Source organism: Streptomyces sp. NRRL F-5755, assembly GCF_001279365.1.
In the GTDB taxonomy this organism is placed as follows: domain Bacteria; phylum Actinomycetota; class Actinomycetes; order Streptomycetales; family Streptomycetaceae; genus Streptomyces; species Streptomyces rimosus.
Map to the genome: position 1 here is coordinate 63,848 of NZ_LGCW01000265.1, position 13,002 is coordinate 76,849.

The following is a 13,002-nucleotide window of genomic DNA, read 5'->3' on the forward strand; positions in this document are numbered from 1 at the left end:
CGATGACCAGTTGATTACCGCTCGGGCCGGCCGCCGGGTGGCCGAATCCGTCATTCATCCGTCACCGGCCTGTCAGGGGTGAGGGGTACAGTCCGGTTCGTAGAGGCGCTGTGTGCGGTGGGCCGGCGTCACCGACCGGCTGCCGCGGGGAGGCCATGATGCGTGTCGTCCTCGGAGAAGACCTCTTCCTCCTGAGGGAAGGCATGGAACGCCTTCTGGAAGCCCATGGCTGCACCATCGTGGCGTCCGTCGACAACGCGCCGGAACTGCTGCGCGCGCTCATCGAGGAACGCCCCGACGTGGCCATCGTGGACGTACGGCTACCGCCCACCTTCACCGACGAGGGCATCCAGGTCGCGCTGGAGGCGCGCCGCCAGGTCCCCGGACTGCCCGTCCTCGTCCTCTCCCAGTACGTGGAACAGCTCTACGCCCGCGAACTGCTCGCCGACGGCACCGGATCGGTCGGCTATCTCCTCAAGGACCGGGTGCTCAACAGCGGCCAGTTCATCGAGGCGGTGCGCCGCGTCGCGGACGGCGGCACGGCCATGGACCCCAAGGTCATCGAGAAGCTGCTGCACAACGGCTCGCGCCAGGAGCCCCTGGACAGCCTGACCCAGCGCGAGCTGGAGGTGCTGGGGCTGATGGCGGAGGGCAAGTCGAACGCCGGCATCGCCGAGTCGCTGTTCGTCACCGACAAGGCCATCGGCAAGCACATCAACAACATCTTCAGCAAGCTCCAGCTGCTGCCGTCCCGGGACGACAACCGGCGCGTGCAGGCCGTTCTCACGTACCTGAACGTCGCCACCGCCTGACCTCCAGGCGTACGGGCCGCTCCCCCGGCTCCGCCGCCACGGCCAGCGCCGCCGCGTACCCGTCCCCTACCGGCACACCGGTCAGCGACCACCGCCCGGGGACCCGCCCTTCCGGGTCCCGTACGGCGTCGCCGTCCCGCGGTCCCGGACCCACCGGCAGCCGCAACCCCTGCACCATGCGCCCACCCGCAGCCTTGACCCACGCTTCCTTACGGGTCCACAGCGCTGTGAAGCGCGCTGCGGCGTCATCGGAGTCACGCGCCGCGCGCACGTACGCCGCCTCCTCAGCCGGGAACCAGCGCTCGGCCTTACGGACGGCCCGGTCGGCCGGGTGCGGCAGCCGCTCCACATCGATCCCCAGCGCGCGCTGCGACGCGACCGCCAGCAGCGCCAGGCCGCCGGAGTGGGAGAGGTTGAAGCACAGTTCGGGGTGGCCGTGCAGTGCGGGCTTGCCCCAGCGGCCGTAGGTGTAGCGCAGGCGCTCTGGCGGTGCGCCCAAGTACGCGCCCAGGATCAGCCGGGCCGCGCCGTGCGCGATGCGGGAGCGCGCGCGGCCCTCGGGCAGGGCCCGTTCGCCGCGCTCCCGCTCCATGGGATCGAGCACGGCGGTCAGCTCGCTGAGGACGTGAGGCGGCGCGGACAGCGGTATCCGCCAGACATGCACCGTGCCGTCCGGCGGACACCCCGCACCGGTCACGCCGTCGCGGCGCTGAAGTCGACCACGCAGAAGGACAGTTCGCCGGCCTTCTCCTCACCCGTACCCTGCGGTACGTAGTCGGCGAGGAACACCGGGAGCCGCTGCTCCACGAAGTGCGGCAGCCGGTCCGCCAGCAGGCCCCACACACCGCTGCACGGGAACTCGGCGGACGCGCGCTCCACCGTCACACCGGCCGGCACCGCGACCCGCTCCGGATCGAGGCCGCCGCCCAGAAGGAGCGTCGCCGCCCCGCCGGGCAGCGCCTCGCGCAGCAGGACGTGGGCGTCCTCGGGTGTCAGCCCGCCGTACTGCCGGACGCCCGTCGGCGCGCCGGGGCCCTCCGCGGACAGCAGCAGCGCCGCCGCGCCGTCCCGTGCGTCCGTGCCCTGCCGGGGCGGGCCCGGGTTGGCGGGCACCGTCGTCTGGTCGAACACCATGACCAGGACGCGGTCGGCCTGCCCGTCGGCGGCGTACTGCCCGGCGAGCCGCAGGGCCGTGTACGGGGCCGCGTCACCCTGGTCGCTGAGCGCGAAGGACTGCGGTGTGCCGGGCAGCGCGTCGGTCAGGTACGAGACCGCCGACACCCGGGGGTCGAAGTCCGGCACCGCCGACGCGGCCACGATCAGGCCGACCGGGTCCGGCACCGGCGGCAGCGCGTCGAGCAGCCCGCGCGCCATGTCGGTGAACGTGTTGCGGTGGGCGCGCTCGAAGCGCTCCTGGTCGAAGGCGGTGCCGTACAGCTGCGCCATATCGGAGTAGATCTTCACCAGGAACGGGTCGGCGGGGGCGGGCGGCCGGCCGGTGAAGGCCCGGTGCGCCGCCCCCGTGAGGCGGAGCGTCACCGCGCGGCGGCCACGTAGTCGGCCAGCGTCCGCACGGTGGCGAAGTGGCTCATCTCCAGCTCCTCGGTGTCGAACTCGACGTCGAAGACCTCCTCCAGACGCATCAGCAGGTCCAGGACGCCGGTGGAGTCCAGGCCGTAGTCGTCGAAGAGCTTGGCGTCGGGGCCGAGGTCGGGCAGCTCGCGCTGGAGCACGTCACCGAGCGCCTCGCGGACGGCGGTGATCGTCTGGTCCTGCGCGGTGCTCTCGGCGGTCTGCGGCATGTCGGGTCTCCTTGGGTGTCGGTACGGTCAGTGGGCGGCGTCGGCGGCGGGCGCGTCGTCCGTGTACAGGCGCTGGCGGCGCAGCAGGTCCTCGGGCTGCTCGGGTGCGCCGACCAGGTGGTCCCGGCCGCCGGTCACCAGCACCTCGGCCGGGTAGCCGTGGCTGAGGAAGTGCACCGGCGAGGCGGTCGGGCCGTACGCGCCGGAGCGCTCCACGCCGATCAGGTCGCCCGGACGCAGCGGCGGCAGCTGCACCTTCTTGCCGAGGGTGTCGTTGGGGGTGCACAGCGGCCCGGTGACGTGCCAGCTCTCGGTCTCGCCCGCGTCCGTGCGGTTGAGCAGCCGGATCGGGAAGTTGCGCTTGACGAAGGAGCCGATGCCGACGGCCGCCATGTGGTGGTTGGTGCCGCCGTCGACCACCGCGAAGTTCTCGTCCATCGAGGTCTTCACGTAGCGCACCCGCGAGACATAGGTGCCGTACGGGGCGGTCAGATAGCGGCCCAGCTCGTTGATCAGCCGGGTGCCGGGGTGCCGCGCGGCGAACTCCTCGATGACCGGGTTGAGCAGCGTGGTCAGCCGCTCCTGGTCGAGGTCGCGCTCCCCGTCGAAGTACGCGACGCCGAAGCCGCCGCCGAAGTCGACCAGGTCGAGGTCGAATCCCAGCTTCTCCGACAGCCGCTCGGCGAGGTCGAAGATCCGGCCGGTGTTCTCGGCCACCACCTCCTCGCTGAGGATGCGGGTGCCCATGTAGACCTGCACGCCCATCAGGCGGACGTGGGCGTGGCGCCCTGCGAGGTCGGACTGGTCGAACAGGACGGTCTCGTCGATGCCGAACTGGCGCGGCTTGCCGCCCATGGTCAGGCCCGAGCCCTTGACGGAGAAGCTGGGGTTGACGCGCAGCGCGACGGGCGCGGTCACGCCGCGTTCCCGGGCCAGTTCGTCAATGAGTTCCAGCTCGCCCAGCGACTCGCAGACGATCGCGTAGATCCCCTCGTCCAGGCAGGCGGCCAGCTCGGCGCGGCTCTTGCCGGGGCCGAGGAAGATGATGTCGCGCGGCGCGATGCCCGCCCGGCGGGCGGTGACCAGCTCCGTCATCGAGGAGATCTCGGCGCGGGCGCCCTGCGCGCCGAGCAGCGCGCAGATCGAGACGTTCGGGTTCGCCTTGAGGGAGAAGAAGATCTCCGCGCGCGGGTGAAGGCGTTCGCGCAGGCTGCGGAAGTTCGCGGCGAGCGCGTCGCCGTCGTACACGTACAGCGGTGTGCCGTGGCGTTCGGCCAGCTCGGTGATGCCGATGCCCTGGATCTCGAACTCAGCCGACATGGACGGCTCCTTCCGTCACCGCGGCCAGCCGGGCGGTGATCTCGGTGTCGATCGCGGTGACCTGCTCCGCGGTGTCGCCCACGACCAGCCCGTACAGGCGGCCGTCGGCGGTAGCGCCGGGCTCGGCGAGGGTGCTGACGGCGGCGTTGACGGTGGCGTAGTTGTTCACCAGCAGCCCGGCGCCGTCGGGCCGCTCCAGCAGCAGGCCGTCGAGCGTGTGGCGCAGCTCCTCGAAGGGCAGCGGAGCCGAGAGCTTGAGCGGGTAGTGCCGGGCGAGCGCGATGCGGCCCTCGCCGACGAAGGCTTCCTGGAGCCGCACCTGGTACGTGGACATGTTGTTGCGGGCGTTGATCTCGATGACCGGGAAGACCGAGCCGTCCGGCAGCAGCAGGGCGTCCATGCCCGCGACGCCGAAGTAGCCGTCGGCGGCGAGCCGCGCGCCGATCCGCAGACCGGCGTCGGTGATCTGCTCCAGCTGCCCGGGGGTGAGGCGGGCAGGCATCCGGTGGCCCTTGTGCGTGCCGTTCTCGGTGATCGCTTCCTTGACGAAGTCGAACCGCACCGCGCCGTCCCGGCCCACGGTGACCTGGTAGTTCAGGTCGGTCTGCTTGGTCACCCACTCTTCGAGGACCAGCCCGGCCCGGTCGCTGCCGGCCGCCTCGGCGCGGGCGAGCACCATCCGGTGCACCCGGTCGAGCCGCCGCTCGCTCTCGATGACCATGATGCCCTTGCCGGACACCCCGTAGGCGTCCTTGAGGACCAGCTTGCGGCCCTGCGCCAGCAGCTCCCGGGCCTCCTCGACGGCCCGCGACAGCTCCACGACGGTGTCGCACGCCCAGCCGCGCGCCTGGGGGATGCCCAGTTCGTCGGCGACCCGGCGGCTGTAGATCTTGCTGTTCACGGCCTTGCACACCGCGGCCGTCGGATGGGCGAGCGGCAGCCCGGTCCGCTCGGCCAGCTCCTCCTCGACGGTGGAGACACCGTGCGCGTACAGCATCAGGCCGTCACCGGCCTGCGCCAGCGCGCTCTGGAGCGCCGGGTCGGCCAGCGCGTCCTGGGAGACCGTGCGCACCGGGTCGGATTCGGCGACGACGTGCACGGTGGGCAGCGCGAGGCCCAGGCCGCGCAGGTACGCCAGGTAGCCGGCGTCCGGACGCGCCTTGAGCACGACGTGGTCGCCCTCGCCCGCCAGCAGCATGGCGAATTCGTCCATCGAGTTCACCACGGCGCCGCCGCCGGTGAATCCCATGCGCGGCAGGCCGGGTTCGCCGACCGCCCACTGTTCCTCGACCTCGAAATTGCCGAGGAAGACGAACGGCACCTGCCCGCTCCCGGCCACGGCGGCCTTCAGTCGGGCGTTGAAGCCCGGCAGCAACGATTCCATGATGTCCCCTCGCCCGGTGTGGCGGTCAGTGCTCGACGACCATCGCCGAGTACGTCGCGCCCAGTCCGACGGCGGTCAGCAGATACCGCGCGCCGGGGCGCAACCGGCCGAGCTGTCCGGCCGTCCCGTAGTTGATGAAAGGGTCCGCGGCGAAGCAGTGGCCGGTCACCGGGATGTTGTCCAGAAAAATGCGTTCCACAGGAAATCCGAAGCGGTCCGCGACCGCTTTCCAGGAAATGGTGTTGACGCTGTGCGGAATGATCAGGTCGATGTCGTCGAGCGTGACACCGGAATCCGCGCAGGCGGCCAGCAGCACCTCCCCGAGCGCTTCCGGGTAGAGCTTGTTGAACTCCGCGGACGAGGCTTCACCGGTAATGGCCTCGGCGTGGTATTCCCCGTAGGTCCGCACCGCCCGGCCGAGCACCCGGTCCCCGTCCGCCGTGCCGCCCCGGCGCACCAGTACGGCCGCCGCGGCCTCGCCGCCGACATTGCTGCGCGGGACGCACCGGGCGACGGGCGTGAAGGTCTTCTCGCCGGTCAGCACCAGCGCCAGCGCGTCCGGGTCGGCGTCCGCCGCCAGCAGCCGGCCGCAGATGTCGACCGCCTGCAGACCGCTCGCGCACGCCTGGCCCGCCACCGAGAAAGCGGTGGCGTTCGACAGCCCCAATTCCCTGCCGATGTCCCGCAGTGCGCTGGTAGGATCCGGCCTGCTGCTGACGAAGGTGCGGGCCTGCACGAGGTAGCGGACCCGCTCCTCCCGGCCCCTGAGCCCGTCGAGTTTGGCCGCCGCGGCGAGCAACAGCTCCGCCTCGGTGCGCTCCGGGTCCCGGCACACCGACGCCAGCCCGTAAAAGCGCTGGAAACGGCGGGCCATCCCCGCGTCGAGCGGGGATTCCTCCCGGAGTTCGGAAATCGGCACGCTCGGGGGGAGGTACGTTGAAACGGCGGCGAATGATGTCATCCGACCGCTCCGCAAAGTCTCGGCACGCGCGCTCCCCGTCTTATGGTCATTTCCAGCGATGCGCTTTCCGGGCCAGTCTGGCCAATTCTGCTGACAGTCCAGTGACCGGTTGATGACGGACCGGGAGTACGCGGGCGCGTACCGCCGGAATCGGGGAAGTCGGGTAGTGCTAGCACTACTTCCAAAGACGTCCTAGTACCTGTGTGCGCAGCGAGCCGCACCCCTGAGCATGGACAACGCTCCACCCGGCCCCACCTGCGGCTTCGGGAGGGGACCCGATTCCGGGTGAGGACTACAGAGAGGTGGACCGGTGGGTGTGACGGGCCTGAAGACGGCCGTGGGCAGGCCGGCGGGCTGGAGCGCGGGGCACCCGTGGCCCGCGCTCGCCCTGTGGCTGGCCGTCGTCGCGGTGTCCGCGACCGGCGGGGCCCTGGCCCTGCGCACCCCGGTCGGTGACCTCTTCGACGACGACTCGACGGGCCGCCGCGTGCTCGCGTACGCCCTCGCCGGCTGTGCCGTCGTCCTGGTGCTGCTCGTCGCGCTGCTCGCGGCGGTCCTCCCGGCCGTGGTGTCGCTGCTGGTCAGCGTGAGCGCCGTGACCGTGGCCAGCGGCTGGTGGGGCGTGGTGGCCCGGCTGTTCCCCGGCCGGGGCCCGTCGGCGTCCGTCTTCGCCCTGGTCGCCGTGCTCGGTACGGCGCTCGGCCTGACGTCCTGCGTGCTGTATCTGTGGTTCGAGCAGCGGGCCCGGCGGCACGGGGCGCTGCGCCCGCACGTGTCCCGTACGGCGGCCGACGCCACCCGGACCGTGCTGCTCTCCGGCCTGGTGACGGCCGCGGTGGTCTGCGGGCTGTTCGTCTCGGGGGACGCGATGCTCTCGGCGGTGGCCATCGGGGTGCTCCTGACGGTCGCGGCGGTGATGCTGGCCGCGCTCACCGTGCTGCCCGCGGTGACCGCCCGCTTCGGGCGGCGGCTGGGCTGGCCGCGGCTGCCGGTGCTGTGGCGGCTGACCTACCGGCTCGGCCCGCCGCGCCTGTGGCCGCTGCTGCTGCGGCCCAGCACCCGCCGCCCCGGCTGGACGCTCGCCGCCTCGGTGGTACTGCTCGCCGCACTGGCCCTGCCGCTGGCGTGGTGGCGCCCGGAACTCCCCGGCCACCCGCCCGCCTTGCTGCACACCGCGGAGGCCGCACGGGCGCACGGCATCACCGCCACGACGATCGTCGCGGTGATCGCGGCCACCGTCCTGCTGGGCTTCGCCGCGCTGACCGCCGTGTTCCGCTCCGCGCCCGCGGCCGTCGTGGTGACCGTCCCGGCCGCGCTGGGCGCCGCGGCGGCGTGCGGGACGGCCACGGTCGTCCTGCGGATGTGGAAGCCCGGCCAGGCCCCCGGCTCCTGGGGCCACAGCACGCCCGCCGCCTGGGCGCCGCTGCTCAGCTTCTCCCTGGCGCTGGCCGTCTCGGTCCTGCTGCTGCGCATGGTCGTCCTGCGCCTCATGGAACTGCGGGGCGCGGGACTGCCGCCCCGTGAGGCCACGGCCCGCGCGCTGACCTCCACCTCGGACGGCACCACCGTCACCGCCGTCATCATGGGCGCCGTCTTCCTGCTCGCCGAGCGCAGCGCCTCGGCCGAAGTGGGGCGGCTGAGCGTCGTCCTGGCCCTGTCGGTCGTGCTGACGGCCACCGTCGTACGGGCGTTGACGCTGCCCGCGCTGTCCGTCCTGCTCAGCGGGACCCGCTGGTGGGCGCGCTGCGCCGCGCGGCAGGCGGGGCATTCCCTTCCCCAGAAGTAGGTCTAGCACCACTGATTACCGCGGCCGGGCGCCCGAAGATGGATACGCACGCCGCCGGGAACGCCCTGCACCGAGCACAGACACGGAGACGAATGAGATGACCGAAGGTTCGCACAGCGACGTCCAGCCAGCGCGCCAGGGACGCAACTGGTTCACCGCCGGATGGATAGCCATGGGCCGCGGGCTGACCATGTTCTTCCTCGGGCTGCTGGCCGTCTTCCTCGCGTGGTTCGCGATCGTCGGGATGTCCCTGACGCTCCTGGGCTTCGGCCTCTTCCTCGTACCGGGGCTGGTCGCGGCGCTGCGCTGGTCCGCCAACGCCCAGCGGCGGCTGACCGGCAACACCGGGGTACGGATCGCCGAGCCGTACGCTCCCGCGCCGCGCGCCGAGGGCGGCTGGAAGGGCGCCTGGCGCAAGTGCGAGGCGATCTTCACCGACAGCGCGACGTGGCGCGACATGCTGTGGGCCCAGTGCGCCGTCACGGTCACCGGCCTGTTCGCGATCATTCCGTTCGCGTCCCTGGTCCACGGCCTGTTCGGCATCCTGCTCCCGTTCATCTGGGAGCCGGTCATCCAGGCGTGGGACGGCACCTGGTACATGTTCGTGCCGGTACGCAGCCAGGACTCCGCCTGGATCGCCGGCGGCCTGGGCCTGCTGGAGATCCCGGTCGGCCTGCTGATCGCCCCGTACGTGCTGCGCCTGCACGCCCGGATCACCCACTCCCTGCTGGCGCCCACCGCCAAGGCCCGGATGGGGCGGCGCGTCGAGCACCTGGCCCGCACCCGTACCGACGTCGTCGACTCCTCCGCCGCCGAGATCCGCCGTATCGAGCGCGATCTGCACGACGGCGCGCAGGCCCGGCTGCTCGCGATGGGCATGAAGCTGGGCGCCGCCGAATCGCTGCTGGACGAGAACCCGGAAGCCGTCCGCACCCTGCTCGCCGAGACCCGCGACGCCTCCGTACGCGCCCTGGAGGAGCTGCGCGACCTGGTGCGCGGCATCCACCCGCCGGTGCTCGCCGACCGCGGCCTGGTGGACGCCGTCCGCTCGCTCGCGCTGGAGAGCCGCCTCCAGGTCCAGGTGACCGCCAACCTTCCGGCCCGCCCGGAGCCGGCCGTGGAGTCGGCCGCCTACTTCGCCGTGTGCGAGCTGCTGGCCAACGCGACCAAGCACTCCGGGGCGCGCCGGGTGCTCGTCGACATCCAGTACCGGGCCAACGCGCTGGCGGTGAGCGTGACCGACGACGGCCACGGCGGCGCGGGCCTGGAGTCCGGCACCGGCCTCCAGGGGGTCCAGCGGCGGCTGGCCGCCTTCGACGGGACCCTCGGCATCAGCAGCCCGGTCGGCGGCCCCACCACCGTCAGCCTCCAGATCCCCTGCGCGCTGACGGTCATGCCCTGAACCATCCCCTTCCCCCCATGCCGGGCCCAGGTCGCACGACGACCTGGGCCCGGCGCATGTGGCGGGGGCTGCCGTCCGCCGTTTCCAGTGGCCTGAACGCATGGCCCGCCCCGTACGGAACCCGGCGTTCCCTCACCAGGAACTTGCCAAGCCCCAGGGCGTGTTATTACCTGAGACACGACCGCCGGGGGGTGTCGCTCCTGACACGTCCCGCACTTCCTCCGCACCGCCTCGCCAGGCCCGTACGCGGCGGCCGCACCACAGCCGTACGAGCACCCCGCTACCTGTTCCGAAGGCGTGTCCGTCCGACCGAACCGGTGTCACCCATGACCATGAGCACCCCCGCAGTCCGCCCCGCCACCCACGACGACCTCCCCCGGGCCCTGCGCACGCTCCAGCGGGCCTTCTCGGACTACCCCTTCACCCGCCACACCATCGCGGCCGACGACCACCTCGACCGGCTGCACCGCTTCAACGAGCTGTTCGTCACCCGTATCGGCCTGGAGCACGGCCGGGTGTGGGTGGCCGACGGCGGTGCCGCGGTGGCCGTGTGGACCACGCCGGAGACCGCCGAAGCGGGCAGCGTGTTCGCCGAGCTGGGACCGCTGTTCGCGGAGATCGCCGGGGACCGGGCCGAGATCTCCGCGCAGACCGAGGCCGCGCTGGGCCCGCACCGGCCCACCGGGCCTGTGTGGTTCCTCGGCTCGGTCGGCGTGGACCCGGACCGGCAGGGCCGGGGGCTGGGCGGCGCGGTGATCCGCCCCGGACTGGAGGCCGCCGACGCGGCGGGCGTGCCCGCCTTCCTGGAGACCTCCGACGAGCGCAACGTGCGCTTCTACGAACACCTCGGCTTCGAGGTGACGGCCGAGTGCGTCCTGCCCGGCGGCGGCCCGCGCACCTGGTCCATGTCCCGCAAGCCCGGTCCCTGACAAGGCGGTTCGGCGACGGCGACCGACTGACGGCGTGCGCCCGGCCTCCGTACGCGGGGACGGTCCGTGCTCCCTGGCAGAACCGAGTACCGCCTTTACGGGACACGTTGGAATGTCCACGCCGCCAAAAGCGTTCAAGGGGCATCCACTTGCACCGACCGGAGGCCGCACGTATGCCGCAGACGACGGACCAGCTCGCCGGGGAACCGGCGTCCACCGCCGCGCACCCGCTGCCCGCACCCACCGAGCCACCCCACGACGCGTCACAAGGGGACCGGCGGAGCGCGGGCGGCGCCGTCGTCCCCGTCCTCGCCTTCGCCGGCATCGTCGTCGCCGTCATGCAGACGATGCTGGTTCCCGTCATCAAGGACCTGCCGGTCCTCCTGGCCACCGCGCCGAGCAACGCCACCTGGGTGATGACCACCACCCTGCTCACCGGCGCCGTGGCCACTCCGATCATGGGCCGTCTCGGCGACCTCTACGGCAAGCGGCGGATGCTGCTGGCCAGCCTGGCCTTCATGGTCGTCGGCTCGCTGATCTGCGGCTTCACGGTTGACATGGCCACGATGCTGATAGGTCGGGCGCTCCAGGGCTTCGCCATGGGGGCCATCCCCCTCGGCATCGGCATCATGCGCGACCAGCTGCCGCGCGAACGCCTCGGCTCCGCCATGGCGCTGATGAGCTCCTCCATCGGCGTCGGCGGCGGCCTCGCGCTGCCCGCCGCCTCCCTGGTCGCCCAGCAGACCGACTGGCACGCGCTGTTCTTCGGCGCCGCGGGCCTGGGCGTCCTGGCCATGCTGCTCAGCGTCGTCTGCGTCCCCGAGTCGTCCGTACGGGCCACCGGCCGCTTCGACGTGCTCGGCGCCATCGGGCTGACCGGCGGACTCGTCTGCCTGCTGCTGCCGATCACCAAGGGCAGCGACTGGGGCTGGGGTTCGCCCACCACCCTCGGGCTGTTCGGCGGCGCGGTCGCCCTGCTGCTCCTGTGGGGCGTCTACGAACTGCGCGTCACCGCCCCGCTGGTGGACCTGCGCACCACCGCGCGCCGCGAGGTGCTGCTCACCAACCTCGCGTCCATCATGGTCGGCGTCGCCTTCTACGCGATCTCCCTCGTCCTGCCGCAGCTCCTCCAGCTCCCGAAGTCCACCGGCTACGGCCTGGGCCAGACGATGGTCGTCGCGGGCCTGTGCGTGGCACCGCTCGGCCTGACGATGATGCTCACCGCGCCCGTGTACGCGCGCATCTCGGCCCGGCGCGGCCCCAAGGCCACCCTCATGCTAGGCATGCTCGTCATCGCCATCGGCTACGGCGCGGGCCTGGGCCTGATGAGCGCCCCCTGGCAGACCGTGATCATCTCGGTCGTGGTCGGCGCGGGCATCGGTCTGGCCTACTCCTCGCTGCCCGCCCTGATCGTCGGCGCCGTCGACCCGTCCGAGACCAGCGCCGCCAACGGCCTGAACACCCTGATGCGCTCCATCGGCACCTCGGTGTCGAGCGCGGTCATCGGCATGGTCCTGGCCCATCTGTCCGCCCCGGCGGGCGCCGTGACGGTAGCGACCATGGCCGGCTTCCGCGTCTCGTTCGCCATCGCCACCGGCGCCGTGGCCATCGGCCTCGTCCTGGCGGCGTTCCTTCCGTCCCAGCCGAAGCCGGGTACGCCGCGGCTGCTGGCCCGCAGCGAGGCGGAAACCGGAGCGTTCGAACGGGTCACCCGGGACGCGGACCCCGCGGGCACCACCGACGCCACCACGCCGATGCTCCCGCCGGCCGCTCTCCGCGGCACCGTACGGGACCCGCACGGACGCCCGCTGCCGGACGCCGTCGTCACTCTCCAGGGACCGGACGGCGCACCCGCCGCCCACACCGTCACCGGACCGGACGGCTCCTTCGCCGTCACCGGTCTCGCGCCCGGCGCCTACACCCTGACCGCCGCCGGCTACCCGCCGCACGCCGACCGGGTCACGCTCGCCCCCGGTGACCGGGAACGCCGCCTCGACTTCGACCTCACCCAGGAGGCCGCCGCCACAAGGCCGCGGACGTAAGCCCGTCGAGCCGGCCTCAGGCAGGGCAGAGCTGCCGCTCGCGCTCGGGCCGGCGGGCCTGCGGCACGCTCACCGCACGGGCGGGCGGCGCGCTGACCGGACGGGCCGGCGGCGCGCCCACCGGCCCCGTGTACGGGGCGTCGGACAACTCGACCGGCACACTGCGCGAACTGGGCGCCGCACCGTGTGCCTCCGCCCGGATGCGCTGTTTCATCGTCGGCGGCAGAATCCGCCCGTACCGCATACGGGGCAGCGCGAAGGCCGGTACGTCCTCGGCCCCACGGCCCCGTGCACCCACCGGCTCCCCGGTATCGGTCTCGACCGGCAGGGCGGCCCGGCCGTCCCCGGTCTCGGCGGGAACCGGCGCCGGGGCGGCGACCGGAGCGGTGGTGGCGGCAGTGGCGGTGCCAGTGCCGGTGGCGGGCGTACGGAAGCCCAGCGCGGCAAGCACCTTGACGATGACGACGACGAAAGCGGCCCAGAGTCTCGTGACCTTGGTGGCGGCCATGATCCCTCTCTTCTCTGCTCGGTCCTGCGGTCATTCCCCGGCCCTCGGGCGGCACC

At 72.6% G+C, this 13,002-nt stretch carries 12 protein-coding genes; 5 read left to right on the forward strand and 7 right to left on the reverse strand.

Annotation, left to right across the window (positions count from 1 at the left end):
* The first annotated feature begins 158 nt into the window (after nucleotides 1-158).
* Complete coding sequence (locus tag ADK86_RS23410; RefSeq protein WP_053698382.1) at nucleotides 159-812, forward strand: response regulator transcription factor; 654 nt, start codon at nucleotides 159-161, stop codon at nucleotides 810-812.
* Here ADK86_RS23410 and ADK86_RS23415 read toward each other — a convergent pair.
* From ADK86_RS23415 to ADK86_RS23440, 6 genes are read right to left on the reverse strand one after another with little or no spacing between them, the layout of a single operon-like run.
* On the reverse strand, nucleotides 784-1,509 hold the full coding sequence (locus ADK86_RS23415) for a 4'-phosphopantetheinyl transferase family protein (protein ID WP_159393921.1): 726 nt from the start codon (nucleotides 1,507-1,509) through the stop codon (nucleotides 784-786). The genes ADK86_RS23410 and ADK86_RS23415 overlap by 29 nt on opposite strands.
* The gene (locus tag ADK86_RS23420) at nucleotides 1,506-2,351 is read right to left on the reverse strand and encodes a hypothetical protein (RefSeq protein ID WP_053698351.1); all 846 of its coding nucleotides are present in this window, start codon (nucleotides 2,349-2,351) and stop codon (nucleotides 1,506-1,508) included. The genes ADK86_RS23415 and ADK86_RS23420 overlap by 4 nt, the downstream gene beginning before the upstream one ends.
* Nucleotides 2,348-2,614 carry an acyl carrier protein gene (locus ADK86_RS23425; protein WP_030590066.1) on the reverse strand — a complete coding sequence of 89 codons (267 nt, stop codon included), beginning with the start codon at nucleotides 2,612-2,614 and terminating at the stop codon, nucleotides 2,348-2,350. Before ADK86_RS23425 ends, ADK86_RS23420 begins: the two co-directional genes overlap by 4 nt.
* A gap of 27 nt (nucleotides 2,615-2,641) precedes the next feature.
* Nucleotides 2,642-3,934, reverse strand: coding sequence for a type III PLP-dependent enzyme (locus tag ADK86_RS23430; RefSeq protein WP_053698352.1), 1,293 nt, complete (start codon nucleotides 3,932-3,934; stop codon nucleotides 2,642-2,644).
* Entirely contained in the window at nucleotides 3,924-5,318 is a 1,395-nt protein-coding gene (locus tag ADK86_RS23435; protein WP_053698353.1) for an ATP-grasp domain-containing protein, read from the reverse strand. Before ADK86_RS23435 ends, ADK86_RS23430 begins: the two co-directional genes overlap by 11 nt.
* Before the next feature lie 25 nt (nucleotides 5,319-5,343).
* Nucleotides 5,344-6,237: a 3-oxoacyl-[acyl-carrier-protein] synthase III C-terminal domain-containing protein gene (locus ADK86_RS23440; protein WP_234345978.1), complete on the reverse strand. Its 894-nt coding sequence runs from the start codon at nucleotides 6,235-6,237 to the stop codon at nucleotides 5,344-5,346.
* A gap of 352 nt (nucleotides 6,238-6,589) precedes the next feature.
* Here ADK86_RS23440 and ADK86_RS23445 point away from each other — a divergent pair, with 352 nt between their 5' ends.
* The 4 genes from ADK86_RS23445 to ADK86_RS23460 all read left to right on the forward strand — a co-directional run bounded on the left by ADK86_RS23445 (nucleotide 6,590) and on the right by ADK86_RS23460 (nucleotide 12,438).
* Nucleotides 6,590-8,065 (forward strand): MMPL family transporter, encoded by a 1,476-nt coding sequence (locus ADK86_RS23445; RefSeq protein WP_053698355.1) that lies wholly within the window; start codon nucleotides 6,590-6,592, stop codon nucleotides 8,063-8,065.
* Between the two features lie 97 nt (nucleotides 8,066-8,162).
* A complete protein-coding gene (locus tag ADK86_RS23450) occupies nucleotides 8,163-9,467 on the forward strand; it encodes a sensor histidine kinase (protein WP_063789064.1) in 1,305 nt (434 codons plus the stop codon).
* A 326-nt stretch (nucleotides 9,468-9,793) separates the two neighbouring features.
* Entirely contained in the window at nucleotides 9,794-10,396 is a 603-nt protein-coding gene (locus tag ADK86_RS23455; RefSeq protein ID WP_053698356.1) for a GNAT family N-acetyltransferase, read from the forward strand.
* A gap of 173 nt (nucleotides 10,397-10,569) precedes the next feature.
* Nucleotides 10,570-12,438: an MFS transporter gene (locus tag ADK86_RS23460; protein WP_053698357.1), complete on the forward strand. Its 1,869-nt coding sequence runs from the start codon at nucleotides 10,570-10,572 to the stop codon at nucleotides 12,436-12,438.
* 16 nt (nucleotides 12,439-12,454) lie between these two features.
* On the opposite strand, the gene ADK86_RS23465 is transcribed toward ADK86_RS23460, so the two are convergent.
* Nucleotides 12,455-12,946 (reverse strand): DUF6344 domain-containing protein, encoded by a 492-nt coding sequence (locus ADK86_RS23465; RefSeq protein ID WP_053698358.1) that lies wholly within the window; start codon nucleotides 12,944-12,946, stop codon nucleotides 12,455-12,457.
* Nucleotides 12,947-13,002: the final 56 nt, after the last annotated feature.